Source organism: Nocardia sp. NPDC019395, from assembly GCF_040632335.1.
Classification (GTDB): domain Bacteria; phylum Actinomycetota; class Actinomycetes; order Mycobacteriales; family Mycobacteriaceae; genus Nocardia.
This window is the reverse complement of sequence record NZ_JBEYBT010000014.1, coordinates 64,718-80,522: the sequence shown is the minus strand read 5'-3', so window position 1 is coordinate 80,522 and position 15,805 is coordinate 64,718. Positions and strand designations below refer to the sequence as shown.

The 15,805-nt window shown below is 67.5% G+C and carries 14 protein-coding genes and 1 riboswitch; of the genes, 7 read left to right on the top strand and 7 right to left on the bottom strand.

The genetic code is table 11. The features are described 5' to 3' along the window. Positions 1-72: 72 nt before the first annotated feature. The 3 genes from ABZ827_RS24595 to ABZ827_RS24585 all read left to right on the top strand — a co-directional run bounded on the left by ABZ827_RS24595 (position 73) and on the right by ABZ827_RS24585 (position 3,485). Complete coding sequence (locus ABZ827_RS24595; protein ID WP_357240956.1) at positions 73-369, top strand: excalibur calcium-binding domain-containing protein; 297 nt, start codon at positions 73-75, stop codon at positions 367-369. An 86-nt stretch (positions 370-455) separates the two neighbouring features. After that, positions 456-3,056 (top strand): LuxR C-terminal-related transcriptional regulator, encoded by a 2,601-nt coding sequence (locus ABZ827_RS24590; protein ID WP_357240953.1) that lies wholly within the window; start codon positions 456-458, stop codon positions 3,054-3,056. Between the two features lie 141 nt (positions 3,057-3,197). Next, entirely contained in the window at positions 3,198-3,485 is a 288-nt protein-coding gene (locus tag ABZ827_RS24585) for a hypothetical protein (RefSeq protein WP_357240950.1), read from the top strand. 85 nt (positions 3,486-3,570) lie between these two features. On the opposite strand, the gene ABZ827_RS24580 is transcribed toward ABZ827_RS24585, so the two are convergent. Further along, positions 3,571-3,789, bottom strand: a complete 219-nt coding sequence (locus ABZ827_RS24580; protein ID WP_357240947.1) for a hypothetical protein — start codon at positions 3,787-3,789, stop codon at positions 3,571-3,573. Between the two features lie 61 nt (positions 3,790-3,850). Here ABZ827_RS24580 and ABZ827_RS24575 point away from each other — a divergent pair, with 61 nt between their 5' ends. Next, entirely contained in the window at positions 3,851-5,356 is a 1,506-nt protein-coding gene (locus ABZ827_RS24575) for a PLP-dependent aminotransferase family protein (protein ID WP_357240945.1), read from the top strand. A gap of 13 nt (positions 5,357-5,369) precedes the next feature. On the opposite strand, the gene ABZ827_RS24570 is transcribed toward ABZ827_RS24575, so the two are convergent. The 3 genes from ABZ827_RS24570 to fgd form a co-directional block, all read right to left on the bottom strand. Continuing rightward, positions 5,370-6,569 carry an acetate kinase gene (locus ABZ827_RS24570; RefSeq protein WP_357240942.1) on the bottom strand — a complete coding sequence of 400 codons (1,200 nt, stop codon included), beginning with the start codon at positions 6,567-6,569 and terminating at the stop codon, positions 5,370-5,372. Positions 6,570-6,595: 26 nt separating this feature from the next. Further along, positions 6,596-8,668 (bottom strand): phosphate acetyltransferase, encoded by a 2,073-nt coding sequence (pta, locus tag ABZ827_RS24565; protein ID WP_357240939.1) that lies wholly within the window; start codon positions 8,666-8,668, stop codon positions 6,596-6,598. Positions 8,669-8,774: 106 nt separating this feature from the next. Beyond that, entirely contained in the window at positions 8,775-9,785 is a 1,011-nt protein-coding gene (gene fgd, locus ABZ827_RS24560; RefSeq protein WP_357240936.1) for a glucose-6-phosphate dehydrogenase (coenzyme-F420), read from the bottom strand. Between the two features lie 204 nt (positions 9,786-9,989). Between fgd and ABZ827_RS24555 the strand changes: the two genes are divergently transcribed. Next, positions 9,990-10,745, top strand: a complete 756-nt coding sequence (locus ABZ827_RS24555) for an HAD-IIA family hydrolase (protein WP_357241111.1) — start codon at positions 9,990-9,992, stop codon at positions 10,743-10,745. A gap of 172 nt (positions 10,746-10,917) precedes the next feature. On the opposite strand, the gene ABZ827_RS24550 is transcribed toward ABZ827_RS24555, so the two are convergent. The 3 genes from ABZ827_RS24550 to ABZ827_RS24540 form a co-directional block, all read right to left on the bottom strand. Further along, positions 10,918-12,129, bottom strand: coding sequence for an O-succinylhomoserine sulfhydrylase (locus ABZ827_RS24550; protein ID WP_357240933.1), 1,212 nt, complete (start codon positions 12,127-12,129; stop codon positions 10,918-10,920). Continuing rightward, positions 12,126-12,542 carry a rhodanese-like domain-containing protein gene (locus tag ABZ827_RS24545; RefSeq protein ID WP_357240930.1) on the bottom strand — a complete coding sequence of 139 codons (417 nt, stop codon included), beginning with the start codon at positions 12,540-12,542 and terminating at the stop codon, positions 12,126-12,128. Before ABZ827_RS24545 ends, ABZ827_RS24550 begins: the two co-directional genes overlap by 4 nt. A 17-nt stretch (positions 12,543-12,559) precedes the next feature. Continuing rightward, a riboswitch (SAM riboswitch) is annotated at positions 12,560-12,672 on the bottom strand. Between the two features lie 65 nt (positions 12,673-12,737). After that, positions 12,738-13,208 carry a hypothetical protein gene (locus ABZ827_RS24540; RefSeq protein WP_357240927.1) on the bottom strand — a complete coding sequence of 157 codons (471 nt, stop codon included), beginning with the start codon at positions 13,206-13,208 and terminating at the stop codon, positions 12,738-12,740. 231 nt (positions 13,209-13,439) lie between these two features. Here ABZ827_RS24540 and ABZ827_RS24535 point away from each other — a divergent pair, with 231 nt between their 5' ends. Both ABZ827_RS24535 and ABZ827_RS24530 read left to right on the top strand, forming a co-directional pair. Continuing rightward, complete coding sequence (locus ABZ827_RS24535) at positions 13,440-14,828, top strand: FAD-dependent oxidoreductase (RefSeq protein ID WP_357240924.1); 1,389 nt, start codon at positions 13,440-13,442, stop codon at positions 14,826-14,828. A 72-nt stretch (positions 14,829-14,900) separates the two neighbouring features. Further along, positions 14,901-15,785, top strand: coding sequence for an amidohydrolase family protein (locus tag ABZ827_RS24530; RefSeq protein ID WP_357240921.1), 885 nt, complete (start codon positions 14,901-14,903; stop codon positions 15,783-15,785). Positions 15,786-15,805: the final 20 nt, after the last annotated feature.

Genomic DNA, 15,805 nt, shown 5'->3' with positions numbered 1-15,805 from the left:
GAACGAAGGTCTTTCACTTACCCCGGGCACCGGCGAGGATGGGAGTACCACTCAGCACCAAGGATTACCGTGATGAATGCTCGCCGAACCCTGGCTCACCTCGTGGTCGCCGGATGTGCGCTGACCGTCCTCACCGCCGCCCCGGCGGCCGCCGGCACCCAGCGCTCGTCGAACACGATCGATGATTCGCATCCGCTGCCCGCCGATCGTGCGCAACCCGGGGCCGAAGATAACGAACACCCTTACTACATCAACTGCGATCACGCGCGGCGCGAGGCCGATACGCCACTGTTCGGCGGGCAGCCGGGCTACTCGTGGCAGCTCGATGCGGACGGTGACGGACTGGCCTGCGAAGTGGGTGAAGGCTGAACCGATTCCCGTTCGACCGCGCAGTACCGGTGCCGCCGTGGGGAGTTCGCGGTACCGGCCGGTAATGCGGGCTTTACAGTAGACATATGGCTCGGAACTGGCCGATGATCGAACGGGCGAACGAGTTCGAAGCGATTCGCGCGACGCTCACCGGCCCCGATCATGTCGGTGCTGTACTCATCGGGGAGCCCGGTGTCGGGAAGACCACCCTGGCCCGGCGGGCCGCCGCGGCGGGGGGCGGGACCATCCGCTGGGTCGCGGGAACCGAATCGGCACGCAGTATTCCGCTGGGCGTGTTCGCGCATATGGTCGGCGTATACACCGCGCACGACCCGGTGACCTTCATGGCCGCGGCGCGCGAGGCCTTGCTCGCCGAGGGGCCGGCGATCATCGGTGTCGACGATGCGCATCTGCTCGACCAGCTGTCCGCGACGCTGCTGTTGCAGTTGGCGATCGACAAGGCGGCGCGGATCGTCGCCACCGTGCGCGACGGTGTCCAGGTGCCGGACGCGGTGACCACGCTGTGGAAGGACGGTCATCTGCTGCGGGTTCATCTCCCGGCGTTCACCCAGCAGCAGAGCGTGGCGCTGGTGGAATCCTTGCTGGGCGGCCAGCTGGAAGGGTTCACCGCGAATCTCATGTGGGAGTCCTCGGGTGGGAACGCGCTGTTCCTGCGGCATCTGGTCGAGGGGGCACTGGAGGCGGGGTCGCTGCGACAGGTGAACGGGGTGTGGCAGCTGCGCGGCCGGGCGGTGGTCACCTCGGAACTGGCCGCACTGCTGGAGGACCGGGTCGAGCAGCTACCCGAATCCGTTCTGCGGGTTCTGGAATTACTTACCTTCTGCGAGCCCGTAGCGCTCGAAGTGATGGCCGGGCTCGCGGGTGAGGAGGCGGTGGAGGCCGCGGAGAACGGGGGCGTTATCAGGGTCGTGGAGGACGGGCCGGATCTCGTCGTCCGGTACAACCATCCGCTGTTCGGCGAGGTCATCCGGCGCCGGCTCGGTATCGCGACCTCGCGCCGATTACGTGGCCGGCTCTATTCCGCGCTCAAACAGCGCCGCATCAATTCCGCCGCCGACCGCATCCGTCTCGCCGAACTCGCCTTGGACAGCGATAAATCCGCCGATCTGGAACTTTTCGAATCGGCCGCCGAAGACGCGATCGGGCTGGCGAATCTCCCGCTGGGAGAACGGTTCGCGCGGGCGGCGGTGGAACGTCGCGGCGGTGTGGAGTCGGCGGATCTGCTGGCGCGTGCCCTGCTCTGGCAGGGGCACCGGATCGAGGCCGAACGTACGCTGGCCAGTTTCACCGCCGACGAACTCGATGAGGTCCAGCTGGCTCGCTGGGGCAGTACCCGGGTGTCGAATCTGCTGTGGGCCATGGGCGACGCCGACCGTGCCGACGAGGTGTTGACGCTGGTCCGGTCGCGGATCACGCAGCCGAAGATCGCGCTGATCACCACCGGACTGGCCGCGGCGTGCGCGGTGAGCGAGAACCGCCTCGATGACGCGTTGCGCGAATCGGAAGAGGTTATGCGGGCCGCGGACGCGCCGCCCTGGGCGGTGTGGTGGGCAGCTTTCGGAGGCGGGCTCGCGGCGGCGCTGATGGGTCGTGCGCGCGACGCCCGGCAGTACGCGGATCGCGGCCGGGCCGTGGAACCGCATATCGACGGTCTGAACCGGTTCATGTCGACACATGCCGAGGTGCTGGCGCTTGTGCTCACCGGTGATCTGGATGCGGCCGCGCATCGTGCCACCGAGTACTTCGGATATTCCGCGCCCGGTCAATACCTCGCCTGGGGTATGTCCAGGATCCTGCAGGGCACCGTCGACGTCGCGCGTGGGCGGTTCGGTGCCGGTATCGACAATCTGGAGCAGGCGTTGGCCGCGCTCACCGCGGAGGGTGCCGCCGCCTGGATGTTTCCCGCCCGGATCCGGCTCGCCGAGGCCTATGCCGCACTCGGCAGGACGGTCGAAGCCGCTGAATCGATTGCCGAGGCCGATGCCCGTGGCGGCCGGCACAGCGCGGTCTATGAACCGCAGCTCGAGATCGCGCGGGCCTGTCTGGCCGCGGCGGAGGGCGCGGTGAGTACCGCGGTCGAACGGGCGATGCGCGCGGCGGACGCCGCGGCGCGGGCGGACCAGCACGCCATCGAGGCGCTCGCCCTGCACACCGCGGCCCGATTCGGCGCGGGTTCGGTGGCGCGACGGCTGTCCGATCTGGCCGACGATGTAGACGGTCCGCTGGTCCGGGCACAGGCCCGGCACGCGACTGCCCTGTCCCGGCGCGACGGTGCCGGTCTGGACGCGGTCGCGGCCGATTTCGAAAGGCTCGGCGCCGGCCTTTCCGCGGCCGACGCGGCGGCCCAGGCCGCCGCTGCCCACGACCGGGCGGGGGACCGGCGCCGGTTGCTGGAATCGGCGGCGCACGCCAATCGTCTGGCGGCTGCCTGCGGTGGTGCGGCGACCCCCGCGCTGCGGGACGCCGCGCAGCCGTTGCCGCTCACCGCCCGGGAACGGGAGATCGCGAACCTGGTGGCGGCCGGTTTGAGCAATCGGCAGATCGCCGATCGGCTCACTGTCTCGGTCCGGACGGTGGAGGGACATCTGTATCGGGCCTGCACCAAACTGGACGTCACCGATCGGGAATCCCTGGCCGCGCTGTTACGCGGGGGGCCGGCCGGCTGAGGTCCGGATTGCTGCTCTGCCTGCGATCATCCGCTGCGGCGGGGGTCGCGGGGGCCGGTTGCCGAACCGGCCGGGACCGTTCCTCCGCGGTATCGGTTACGCTGACCGCTCGTCGAACACCCTGGGTATATGGAGGTGCGCATGATTCCGAGGCCCGCTGTCCGAATCGCGGTGACGGCGTCGTTGTGTGCCGGTATCGCGCTGATCTCGGGTTGTGCGCAGGATGCCGGGGGCCACGCTGTTCCGGCCACTTCGGCCGCGGCGCCGGTCGCGGCCGAGACTCCGCAGGAGCGCAGTCGCCGGATCAACGACGAGCTCGTCAAGCTGGGGTGCGATACCAATTCCTGTATCCAGACCTATTTCGCGTGCGAGGACGGCCTGTTGTCGGGTGACCCGTGCGAGTTCTACCGGCAGCATCCACTGAAATAGTCGGATCGGTCCAGTTGGAAAACTGGACCGATCATCCGAGGTTTCCTGTGGCCGGGTAGCCGCCGGCCGGTCTGCCTCGCCGGGTTCAGGTCGGGCGCGCCCGGAGTGAATTCCGGTGCGTTCGCGCGGCGTCCAGGTCCCGGTAGCCACGTTCGGTGTCGTACCGCGTCACGGAGTCGTCCATGATCGAGCCGAGCGGCCGGTGCCTGTCCAGTAGTTCGGGTAGCCGTGATTCGCTGACCAGGTACCGGTAGGCGAAAAACCAGGACGTTCCCACTCCCACGAGTGCCACAAAGAGTGTCATGTTTTCAGAATGGCGCTACTGGACTTGCCGATAAAGAGCCAATCGACTGATACTGGACCTTATGTCGACGAGAGTTATCGGTGCCGCGGGCCTGGCTCGCGATCTGGGGCAGTGGCGCGGGCCGGATCCGGCCACCGCGGAAAGTGCCGCCCGGCGTCCCGGCCGTCCCGCGTACCTGGCCCTGGCGGAGGGGATCCGGTTGCTCATCCACGACGGCCGGGCTCCACTCGGGATCGCACTGCCCAGCGAACGCGATCTGGCCGCGACTCTCGGAGTCAGCCGGACCACGGTGACTTCGACCTACGCGCTGTTACGCGAACACGGCTACCTGATCACCAGGCAGGGCTCCCGCTCCACCGTCGCGCTCCCGCCGGCCATCGCGCACGACGGTGGCCGGGCCGCCCGCGGAATCCTGGCCACCATGTCCACCGGCACCCAGCCCGCGGTGGATCTGACGTATGCCGCGATGACCGCGCCCCCGGAGATGGAAGAGGCCTATTCCGTCGCACTACGGGGCATTCCGTCATATCTGAGCACCCACGGCATGGATCCGGTCGGGATCCTGCCCCTGCGTGAAGCGCTCGCCCGCCGTTATACCGAACGCGGCCTGCCGACTCGCGCCGATCAGATTCTGGTGACCCTCGGCGCCCAGCACGGCCTGCGCCTGCTGCTGAACGTTCTGGCGCCCGCTGCCGCCCGGGTGCTCATCGACCATCCGACCTACCCCAATGCGATCGAGGCGATCCGCGATGTCGGCGCGCGCCCGGTGCCGGTCCCGTTGCGTCTGGAGGACCCGGCCGCCGCCTGGGATCTCGACGGTCTGCGCAGCGCCGCCCGGCAGACCGCGGCGACACTCGCCTACCTGGTACCCGACCACAACAACCCGACCGGTTTCTCGATGGACGAGGCGGCCCGCGCCGAACTGGCCGCGATCGCCCGGGACACCCGGATGATGCTGATCATCGACGAATCCATGGCGGATCTGTCGCTCACCGACAGCGCCCCGGCCGCGCCGGTCGCCGCATTCGCGAAGGGTTCCGAGGTGATCACGATCGGCTCGGCGTCCAAATCGTTCTGGGGCGGGTTGCGGGTCGGCTGGATCCGCACCTCCGAATCGTTGATCACCCGGCTGCTGACCACCCGCGCCACGGTCGACCTGGGCACACCGGTCATGGACCAGCTGGCGGCGGTCCATCTGCTGGAGCGCGCCGAACCGATCCTCGCGCACCGCCGCAAACTGCTGCGGGAACAGCGCGAGGCGCTGCTGACGGCAATGGCCGAGGAGCTGCCCGACTGGTACGTATTGCCCGGTGTAGGTGGTATGTCGGTGTGGGCTCAGCTTCCCGCCCCGGTCTCGACCGCATTGGCCGCCACCGCCCCCAATCACGGAGTCCTGCTCGCCGCGGGTCCGCGGTTCGGGGTGCAGGGAGCTTTCGAACGTTTCCTGCGCCTGCCCTATACGAACCCCGAACCCGAACTCCGCAGGGCCGTGACGGCCATCGCGACCGCATACTCCGGCCTGGGGCCACAGGCCGGCGAGCCGCTACAACCCCTCACCTGCTACTGAACGACCATGCGGTTCAGTTCTTTCCGGTAACCGCCACGGCGGCGCGGGCGATCGCGAGCTCCTCGTTGGTCGGGACCACGAGCACCTGAACCTCGGCACCGACCGGGGAAATCCGGCGGGCGTTACGGTCTTTCGCGGTATTCAGTTCCGGGTCCACCGCGATCCCGAACCGGTGCAGCCCGGCCAGCGCGTCCGCGCGGACATCGGGATTGTTCTCGCCGACGCCCGCCGTGAAGGTGATCGCGTCCACCCCGCCCAATTCGATCAGGTAGGCGCCGAGATAGTGACGCAGGCGGTGCACGTAGACGTCGTAGGCCGAGCGCGCGGCGGTATCACCGGAGTCGATCCGTCGGCGCAGTTCCCGGAAGTCGTTGACACCGGCCATACCGCGTAGCCCGGAACCCCGGTTGAGCAGCCGGTCGACCCCGTTGATATCCAGATGCGCGGTCCGCATGAGATGCAGAATGATCCCGGGGTCCAGATCGCCGGAGCGGGTGCCCATGACAAGCCCCTCCAGCGGCGTCAGGCCCATACTGGTGTCGACCGGGCGCCCGCCGTCCAGGGCCGATACCGAGGCGCCGTTGCCCAGGTGGAAGACGATCTGTTTCAGCGATCCGGGCGGACGTCCGAGGAATTCGGCGACGCGGCCGGATACGTATTCGTGCGATGTGCCGTGGAAGCCGTAGCGGCGGATACCGTGCGTTTCGGCTACCTGCCGGTCGATCGCGTAGGTTTTCGCGGCATCCGGCAGCCCGTGGAAGAACGCGGTATCGAATACCGCGACCTGCGCCACCTCCGGTAGCAGGGTGCGCACGGCTTCGATCCCGCGGATATTGGCCGGATTGTGCAGTGGTGCGAGCGCGGACAGTTCGGTGATGGTGCGCAGCACTCGGTCGTCGACGAGGGTGGGCCGGTAGAAGACCTCGCCGCCGTGGACGACCCGGTGCCCCACCGCGGTGATCCCCGCCGCGGCCAGGTCCAGGCCGGTTTCCGCGAATTTCGCGAAGGCCAGGCGCAATCCCGCTGTGTGATCGGGGATGTGTACCTGCTCGGACACGGTTCGCTCGCCCGCCGTGTGCTCGATCGCGCCGTCGTCCTCGCCGATCCGCTCCACCAGGCCCGATGCGGCGACCTTGCCGGAATCCGGGTCCAGCAGCTGATATTTGATCGAGGACGAGCCCGAATTGACCACCAGTACCCGTGCCGGTTCCACCGCAGTCTCCTGTTCGCCGATCCGCGTCACTGCTGCTGTGCCTGAATGGCGGTGATGGCCACCGTGTTCACGATATCGGTGACCAATGCGCCCCGGGACAGATCGTTCACCGGTTTGCGCAGGCCCTGCAGAACCGGCCCGATCGCGACCGCCCCCGCGCTGCGCTGCACCGCCTTGTAGGTGTTGTTGCCGGTGTTCAGGTCGGGGAAGATGAAAACTGTTGCCCGCCCCGCGACTTCGGAACCCGGGAGTTTGGCGTCGGCGACCGTCGGCTCGACGGCCGCGTCGTACTGGATGGGTCCCTCCACCAGAAGTTCCGGCGCCCGCTCCCGGACCAGTGCGGTCGCTACCCGCACCTTGTCCACATCCGCGCCGCTACCGGATTCGCCCGTCGAGTAGGACAGCATCGCCACCCGGGCATCGATCCCGAAACGGGCCGCGGTGGCCGCCGAGGAAACGGCGATATCGGCGAGCTGCTCGGAGGTCGGATCGGGCACCACGGCGCAGTCGCCGTACGCGAGGACCCGATCGGCCAGGCACATGAGGAATACGCTCGATACCGTCGAAACCCCCGGTACCGTTTTGATGATCTCGAACGAGGGCCGGATGGTGTGCGCGGTGGTGTGCGCGGCGCCGGATACCATCCCGTCGGCGAGCCCGAGATGCACCATCATGGTGCCGAAATACGAGATATCGGTGACCGTTTCGTGGGCCCGGTCCAGGGTGATTCCCTTGTGTTTGCGCAGTTCGGCGTATTCACGGGCGAAATCGTCGAGATGGTCGGAGGTGCGCGGGTCGAGCACCTGCGCATCGGTGATATCCACCCCGAGTTCGGCGGCCCGCGCGCGGACGCCGGTCTCGTCGCCGAGGATGATCAGATCGGCGACCTTGCGTTGCAGTACCCGCCCGGCCGCGCGCAGCACCCGGTCGTCGTCGCCCTCGGGCAGCACGATGGTCTTCCGGTCGGCCCGCGCGCGCTCGATGAGCTGGTATTCGAACATCTGCGGTGTCACCACGCTGGTGAGCGGCACCTCGAGCCGGCGCAGGAACTCCGCCGCGTCCACATGGGTTTCCATCAGCGCCAGCGCGGTATCGACCTTGCGTGGATTGTCCGCGGACATCCGGCCGCGGGTGCGGTGCGCGACGCCGGCGGTGTCGTATGTGCCCAGGCCGGTGGTCAGGATGGGTAATCGCGGTTTCAGCCCGGTGATCAGGCGAGCGATCGAGGGATGCGGGAGCAGGCCCCCGTTCATCACGATCCCGGCCAGCGAGGGGAAACTCTCCGCCTCGTGCGCGTTCACCACGCTCAACAGGACATCGGAGCGGTCACCCGGAGCGATGACGACGGCACCGTCGAACAGGCGCTCCAGAATATGTTCGGCGGTCATCCCGCCCACCATCACACCCAGGGCCTCACGGTCCAGCAGTTCGGGGTCGCCGCTGTAGATCTCGCCGTCCAGCGCGTCCCGCAGTTCGGCCATGGTGGGTGCCATCAGCAGCGGCACCTCGGGCAGGCTCCAGCACGGCACACCGAAGACGGCGAGTTGTTCCCGTACGGACTCCAGTTCTCCGGGTGCACAACGATTGGCGACGATCGCCGCGAGCTGCGCGTGCTCACTCGACAACTCGGCCGCGCACAGGTCCACCAGATGTTCGATCTCGCCCGGCGACCGCTGCGACCCGCGCACCACCAGCAGTACCGGCGCACCCAGGTTCACCGCGATCCGCGCGTTGAACCGGAGTTCGCTGGGGCTGGCCACATCCGTGTAGTCGCTGCCCACGATCACCACGGCATCGCAGACCGCGGCCACATCGTGGTATCGCATGACGATCTCGGAGATGGCGCCATCCGGATCGGCATGCACCTGCTCGTAACTGACCCCGACCGCCTGCTGGTATTCGATATCGACGGTGCTGTGCTCGAGCAGCAGTTCGAGAATGTAATCGGATTCGGTCGCCGACCGGGTGATGGGCCGGAACACCCCCACCCGCGCGGTGGTCGCGCACAGCATCTGCAGCACCCCGAGCGCCACGGTCGATTTACCGGTATCGCCCTCCGGCGACGCTATGTACACGCTGGACGCAGCAACCTCGGCCATGGCAGAGAGCCTAACGGTGTTCTCCCCGCCGCTCACGACGCCGCGGGCCGAACGCCCCGGCGGTGTTCGGAGGTTCGGCCCGCGGTCTATCGAATATGCCGGCGCCCTACCCGAGCTTGCGCAGACGCGGCGCCAGATCACGCTGGAACAGGTCCAGGAACCGTTTCTGGTCGTGGCCCGGAGCATGGAACACCAGGTGATTCAGCCCCGCGTCCACGTACGGTTTGACCAGCTCGACCGCTTGATCCGGGTCGCTCGCGACGATCCAGCGTTTGGCGATCTGTTCGATCGGCAGCGCGTCGGCCGCTTCCTCCATCTCGATCGGGTCGGTGATGCTGTGCTTCTGTTCGGCAGTCAGCGACAGCGGGGCCCAGAAGCGCGTGTTCTCCAGCGCCAGCTCCGGATCGGTGTCATAGGAGATCTTGATTTCGATCATCCGGTCGATCGTGGAGACCTCCCGGTCCACCTTCGCCGCGCCCTCGGCGACCGCCGGCATCAGTTTCTCGGTGTAGAGGTCCATACCTTTGCCGGAGGTGCAGATGAAACCGTCGCCCGCGCGTCCCGCGTACCGCGCCACCACCGGTCCGCCGGCCGCGACGTACACCGGGATACCGCCTTCGGGGACGTCGTAGATCGAGGCGCCCACAGTCTTGTAGTAGGTGCCGTCGTAATCCGTGCGCGCGCCGGTCCACAGGGCACGCATCAGGTCAACCGACTCCCGCAGGCGGGCGAACCGTTCCTTGAACTCCGGCCATTCCCCGGCGTACCCGGTGGCGATCTCGTTCAGCGCCTCACCGGTGCCCACACCCAGCATCACCCGCCCTGGATACAGGCAGCCCATGGTCGCGAACGCCTGTGCGATCACCGCCGGGTTGTACCGGAAGGTCGGGGTGAGCACCGAGGTGCCGAGCATGATCCGCTCGGTGCGTTCACCCGCGGCCGCCATCCAGGCCAGTGAGAACGGGGCGTGACCGCCCTTGTGCCGCCACGGCTGGAAATGATCGCTGACCGTGGCGCTGTCGAGGCCGTGTTCCTCGGCCAGCACCGCCAGCTCCACCAATTCACGGGGTCCGAATTGTTCCGCCGACGCCTTGTACCCGAGCTTCAGCTCACCCATGTTGCGCCACTCCTGTCGCCTTGTGGTCGGACCGTTTCCGGTCCGGCTTCGACCATAACCAGCGCGGTGCGCGGGCGTATCCGGTGGTCCGGTTCACCCGGTGTGCGCCTGCTTTCCGGGCGCGGCATACCCCGCCCGCGCGTGAGTAAGCGCAGAATTGGCGGGGTGATTGCTGACGAACCGATTCTGTCCTACCTCACGGATATGGACGGAGTGCTGGTGCACGAGGACCATATGGTGCCCGGCGCCGACGAATTCCTCGCCGAACTACGGGCGGAAGAGATCCCGTTCCTGGTACTGACGAACAATTCCATCCGCACACCGCGCGATCTGGCGGCGCGGTTGCGGCAGACCGGGCTGGAGATCCCCGAACACTCGATCTGGACATCGGCCCTGGCCACGGCGAGTTTCTTGAAAGAGCAGCGGCCCGGCGGCACTGCCTATGTGGTCGGCGAGTCCGGGCTCACCACCGCACTCCACGAGATCGGCTACGTGCTGACCGAGGTCGACCCCGACTACGTGGTACTGGGCGAGACCCGCACCTACTCGTTCGAGGCGATCACCACCGCGATCCGGCTGGTCGAACGGGGCGCCCGCTTCATCGCCACCAACCCCGACCCCACCGGCCCGTCCCGCGACGGTGTACTCCCCGCGACCGGTTCGGTAGCGGCCCTGATCACCCGCGCCACCGGCCGCGACCCGTACTACGTGGGCAAACCGAACCCGTTGATGATGCGCTCGGCCCTACGACGGATCGACGCCCACTCACAGAGCAGCGTGATGATCGGCGACCGCATGGACACCGACGTCATCTCCGGGATGGAAGCCGGAATGCGCACCATCCTGGTAACCACCGGAATCTCGACAAAGATGTCGATCGAGCACTACCCCTACCGCCCCACCACCGTCCTCGGCTCTGTCGCCGACCTGGTAGGTCGCGTCCGCACCCCCTTCACCTGACCACCCCCAGCATCCACGGGCGGGGCCCACCCGGTTCTGGAGCGACCAGAGCGAAGGAGCGCAGCGACTGAGCGCCGGGAGTGAAGAACCGGGTTAACAGGGCCCCGCCCTCGAGCCGCGGAGCGGCTCCAAAATTACAGCCCGCCCTTCACGGTCGGTCTGCCCCGAGGTACTACAACGCCTGGTCGATATCCCCGAGCAGATCCTCGATATCCTCGAGCCCGACCGACAGACGCACCACCCCGTCCGACAGCCCGATCCCCGCGCGCCCTTCCGCCCCCATCGCCCGGTGCGTGGTCGTCGCCGGATGCGTGATCAGCGATTTCGCGTCACCCAGGTTGTTGGAGATATCGATGATCCGCAACCCGTTGAGCACCTCGAACGCCCGTTTCTTGGCCGTATCCGCCGAGGCCTTCAGCTCGAACGTCACCACCGTCCCACCGCCGCTCATCTGGTCGGTGGCCAGCTTGTACTGCGGGTGAGTTTCCAGGAACGGGTAGCGCACCCAGCTCACCGCCGGATGCTCGTCGAGGTATCGCGCGATCCGGAGCGCCGAATCAGCCGACTGCCGGACCCGCAGCGGCATCGTTTCGAGCCCCTTGAGCAGCGTCCATGCGTTGAACGGGCTCAACGCCGGCCCCGTATGCCGCATAAGCGTTTTGACCGGGCCCTCGATGTATTCCTCCGACCCCAGGATCGCGCCGCCCAGTACCCGGCCCTGACCGTCGATATGTTTGGTGCCCGAATACACGATCACGTCCGCGCCCAGTTCGAACCCGCGTTGCAACAGCGGCGTCGCGAAGACATTGTCCAGCACAACCTTCGCGCCCGCGGCATGCGCGAGTTCGCAGACCCGCCGCACGTCGACCAGCGTCTGCATCGGGTTGGCGGGAGTTTCGAAGAACACCGCCGCCGCCGGTTCCGCGAGCGCCGCTTCCCACTGGTCCAGATCTTCGCCGTCGACGAAAACCGTTTCGATACCCCAGCGCGGCAGGATCTCGTTACACACCACGAAACACGACCCGAACAGGCTGCGCGCGGCGACCAGCCGGTCACCCGCCTTCAGGAGTGCGCCGAGCGCGACGAATACCGCCGCCATACCGCTGGCGGTCGCGAAACAGGCTTCTGCGCCGTCGAGCAGCCGCATCCGTTCCTGGAAGGTGGCCACGGTCGGGTTCCCGTAGCGGGAGTACACGTAATGCTGGGCTTCGCCCGTGAACGCCGCTTCGGCGGCTTCGGCGCTGGCGTAGACGAATCCCGAGTTCAGGTAGAGCGCTTCGGAGGTCTCTTCGAAACCCGACCGGTTCAGGCCGCCGCGCACGCCCAGCGTGGCCGGTCCGACACCTTCGGGCAGTACCCGCTCGAACGCACCGCCGCCGATCACGACTGCCGCCAGGGAAGCCCGTCGGCTCGCCAGCCGGAACCGCCACGGTGCCCGAACTCGTCGAGTGGGCCTTCGAATCCTTCGGAGATGTTGTACGAGGGCGCGATACCGGCACCGGTCGCGGCGTCGGCGGCGTGCGCCGAACGCTGGCCGGACCGGCACAGGAAGAGCACCGGTGCGTCGGCCGGGCGGTCGCCCAGCGCCGAGCGCAGCTGGTCGAGGAATCCGGTGTTGCGTGTCCCGGTGCCATCGACCCACTCCACCAGCAGTGTCGGCTTGGCGATGGGGCTGGTGTCGGGTACGCCGACGAACTTCCATTCGGCTTCGGTCCGCACGTCCACCAGGACGGCGTCGGGATTCTCGGCCAGCAGTTCCCAGGCCTGCTGTGGACCGATATCACCTGCGTAACTCATACGTGTTACCTCCTGCGAATCCGCACTTGCCGCATCTGTTCGATGCGTGCCAGGTCGTCACCCGGAGCACCCCACCGCGGAGGAGGGTTGCCGACCAGCGAGCCGGGGCTTGGCGCTGGCACTCATGACCTAATGCATGAGATTGCCCGGCCCGACCGGCCGCTGTCAAACCCTGGTTGACGGTGCTCGCCGGAATCATTCGACCGGCTGGTTGCACACCCGCCATTCGCCGTCCGTGTGGAACAGCCACCAGGTGGAGGTTGCTTCCGCGCCCTCGACCCGGCTGGTCACATCGACGGTCGCGGTCTCGCCGTTGATCTGGATCGGGCCCAATTTCGTGATCTCGATATCTTTTCCGGTCTCGCCGGGCTGTAGCCGTCCGGCGAACGGGGACCGGGCGGGAACGAAGCCGGGACAGACCGCCTCGCGCGGTGGTTCCGGTCCGTAGCGGCTGCTCACATCGCCGAAGTCGCGGACCGCTCCCGCGATCCGGTCGGATTCTGTGACATTTTTCTCAACGGGCGCCAGCAGGCCGGTGAGCAGGATGCCCCCGAGGACCACGGCCGCGATCACCGCGGCCACGGCGAACGGCGTGATCGTGCGCCGTGGTGGGGTGGCATCCGGGTCGGCGGCCGACGGTTCGTCAGCGGGTCCGGAATCGCTCATACCGATGATCATCCCTGGTCCCGCCATCGATGGTGCGCCCGCACCCCGATAGAATTGCGGTAGACCGCGGGTGGACGGCACAGCAGTCGCCGCGGAGACGTGGGAAGACGTGCAGCGAACCGGCTGCCCCGGGGCGGCGCGACAACGGCGCATACGGGCCACGCGTCAACTTAGCCTAAGCTAAGTGCAACGCCAGTGATTTCTTTCGACCGATAAGGGTGCGCGAAACAGATGACCGAGCAGAAGGAAGCGAATCGCCCGCTTCGGATCGCGATCGTGGGGGCTGGTCCGGCGGGGATCTACGCCGCTGACGCGCTGATGAAGTCGGATGCCGAGGTTTCGATCGACCTGTTCGAGCGGATGCCGGCCCCGTTCGGTCTGATCCGCTACGGCGTCGCACCGGACCACCCCCGGATCAAGGGGATCGTGACCGCGCTGCACAAGGTCCTGGACAAGGAGCAGGTGCGGCTGCTGGGCAATATCGATTACGGCACCGATATCACCCTGTCGGATCTGCGGCGTTTCTACGATGCGGTGATCTTCTCCACGGGCGCCAACGCCGACCGGGCGTTGCCGGTCCCGGGTATCGATCTGGACGGTTCCTACGGTGCCGCCGATTTCGTCTCCTGGTACGACGGGCATCCGGATGTGCCGCGCACCTGGCCGCTGGACGCGGAGAAGGTGGCGGTGCTCGGGGTGGGCAATGTCGCGCTCGACGTGGCGCGGGTGCTCGCCAAAACCGGTGACGAACTGCTGCCGACCGAGATCCCGCCGAACGTCTACGAGGGCCTGAAGGCCAACAAGGCCGTCGAGGTGCACGTATTCGGCCGCCGCGGGCCGGCGCAGGCCAAGTTCACCCCGCTGGAGCTGCGGGAACTCGATCATTCGCCGACGATCGAGGTGATCGTCGATCCGGAGGACATCGACTACGACGAGGGATCCGAGGCCGCGCGCCGCCATTCCAAGCAGGTCGATATGGTCGCCAACACCCTCGAGCAGTGGGCGATCCGGGATCAGGGCGATCGGCCGCACAAGCTCTACCTGCACTTCTTCGAATCCCCCGCCGAGATCATGGGCGAGGACGGCAAGGTCGTGGGGCTGCGCACCGAACGCACCCAGCTCGACGGCACCGGCAACGTGAAGGGCACCGGGAACTTCCGGGACTGGGATGTGCAGGCGATCTACCGCGCCGTGGGCTACCTGTCGCAGAACATCTCCGAGCTGCCGTTCGACGATCAGGCCGGTGTGATCCCGAACGAGGCCGGTCGCGTACTGGTCGACGAGAACGCCGACGGTGCCGCCCGCTACCTGCCCGGCACCTATGTGACCGGCTGGATCAAGCGCGGTCCGGTCGGGCTGATCGGCCACACCAAGGGCGATGCGAACGAAACGGTGGCGTGCCTGCTGGACGACAGCAAGGATTTCGCCGTCGCCGAGAGCCCGGAGCCGGACGCGGTGACCGATTTCCTCGAGAGTCGCGGTATCCCGTTCACCACCTGGGCGGGCTGGTACCGGCTCGACGCCCATGAGCGTTCGCTGGGCGAGCCGGAGGGCCGGGAGCGGGTCAAGGTCGTCGAGCGCGAGGATATGCTGCGCGCCAGCGAACCCCACAAGGTGTAATCCGAGCCCGCTCCGACCACCCAGAGCTGGGAGGAGCGGGCATCACCCCCACACATCAGGCATTCTGTATCCGTGTTCGATGCGCATGTGCACATCATCGATCCGCGTTTTCCGCTGATCGAGAATGAGGGCTACCTACCGGAGCCCTACACGGTCGACGATTACCGACGCCGGATGGCCCGGTTCGCGCCTTCCGGTGGCGCGGTGGTCAGCGCGTCTTTCCAGGGAAACGATCAGAGCTACCTGCGGGCCGCGTTGGCCGAACTCGGCCCGGGCTGGGTCGGGGTGACCCGGCTCGATCTGGACGCCTCCGATTCCGAGATTCTCGATCTGCACGAGGCCGGCGTGCGGGCGGTGCGGTTCAACCTGAAACGCGCCGCCGCCGATATCACGGGGATGACCCGCCAGGCGCTGCGCGCCCACGAACTGTGCGGCTGGCATGTGGAGATCTATGTGGACGGCCAGATGCTGGCCTCGCTGCAGCCGGTGATCCTGAAACTGCCGAAGGTCTCCATCGACCATCTGGGGATGTCCCAGGTGGGCCTGTCCTACCTGCTGGACCTGGTCGATCGCGGGGCCCGGGTGAAGGCGACCGGTTTCGGGCGGGTCGATATGAACGTCGCGACCGCCCTGCGCCGGATCCACGCGGTGAACCCCGAGGCGCTCATGTTCGGCAGCGATCTACCCGGCACCCGGGCGGGCCGCCCGTTCCGGGAAGTCGATGTGGAGCTGATCGCCGATGTGGTCGGCACCGATATGAACGCGGTCCTCGAGGACAACGCCCGCGCGTTCTACGGCCTGCCCGCCGTCGACCGCGCCACCGAGGACCCCACCCCCACGCTGCCGCTGTTCGTCCCGCCCCTGCGGGATATCGACCGACGTCCCGCCACCGACGGCACCACCCGTCCTCTCCCGGCCCTCGACCCACGACCGGGGCAGGCCCCGGGCACGGACTGACGAGGACAAGGTCTGGGTGC

Excerpts from the sequence above, each read along its gene's own strand:
- ABZ827_RS24595 (WP_357240956.1), top strand. The coding sequence starts at position 73 with ATGAATGCTCGCCGAACCCTGGCTCACCTCGTGGTCGCCGGATGTGCG.
- ABZ827_RS24590 (WP_357240953.1), top strand. The coding sequence starts at position 456 with ATGGCTCGGAACTGGCCGATGATCGAACGGGCGAACGAGTTCGAAGCG.
- ABZ827_RS24585 (WP_357240950.1), top strand. The coding sequence starts at position 3,198 with ATGATTCCGAGGCCCGCTGTCCGAATCGCGGTGACGGCGTCGTTGTGT.
- ABZ827_RS24580 (WP_357240947.1), bottom strand. The coding sequence starts at position 3,789 with ATGACACTCTTTGTGGCACTCGTGGGAGTGGGAACGTCCTGGTTTTTC.
- ABZ827_RS24575 (WP_357240945.1), top strand. The coding sequence starts at position 3,851 with ATGTCGACGAGAGTTATCGGTGCCGCGGGCCTGGCTCGCGATCTGGGG.
- pta (WP_357240939.1), bottom strand. The coding sequence starts at position 8,668 with ATGGCCGAGGTTGCTGCGTCCAGCGTGTACATAGCGTCGCCGGAGGGC.
- fgd (WP_357240936.1), bottom strand. The coding sequence starts at position 9,785 with ATGGGTGAGCTGAAGCTCGGGTACAAGGCGTCGGCGGAACAATTCGGA.
- ABZ827_RS24555 (WP_357241111.1), top strand. The coding sequence starts at position 9,990 with ATGGACGGAGTGCTGGTGCACGAGGACCATATGGTGCCCGGCGCCGAC.
- ABZ827_RS24545 (WP_357240930.1), bottom strand. The coding sequence starts at position 12,542 with ATGAGTTACGCAGGTGATATCGGTCCACAGCAGGCCTGGGAACTGCTG.
- ABZ827_RS24540 (WP_357240927.1), bottom strand. The coding sequence starts at position 13,208 with ATGAGCGATTCCGGACCCGCTGACGAACCGTCGGCCGCCGACCCGGAT.
- ABZ827_RS24535 (WP_357240924.1), top strand. The coding sequence starts at position 13,440 with ATGACCGAGCAGAAGGAAGCGAATCGCCCGCTTCGGATCGCGATCGTG.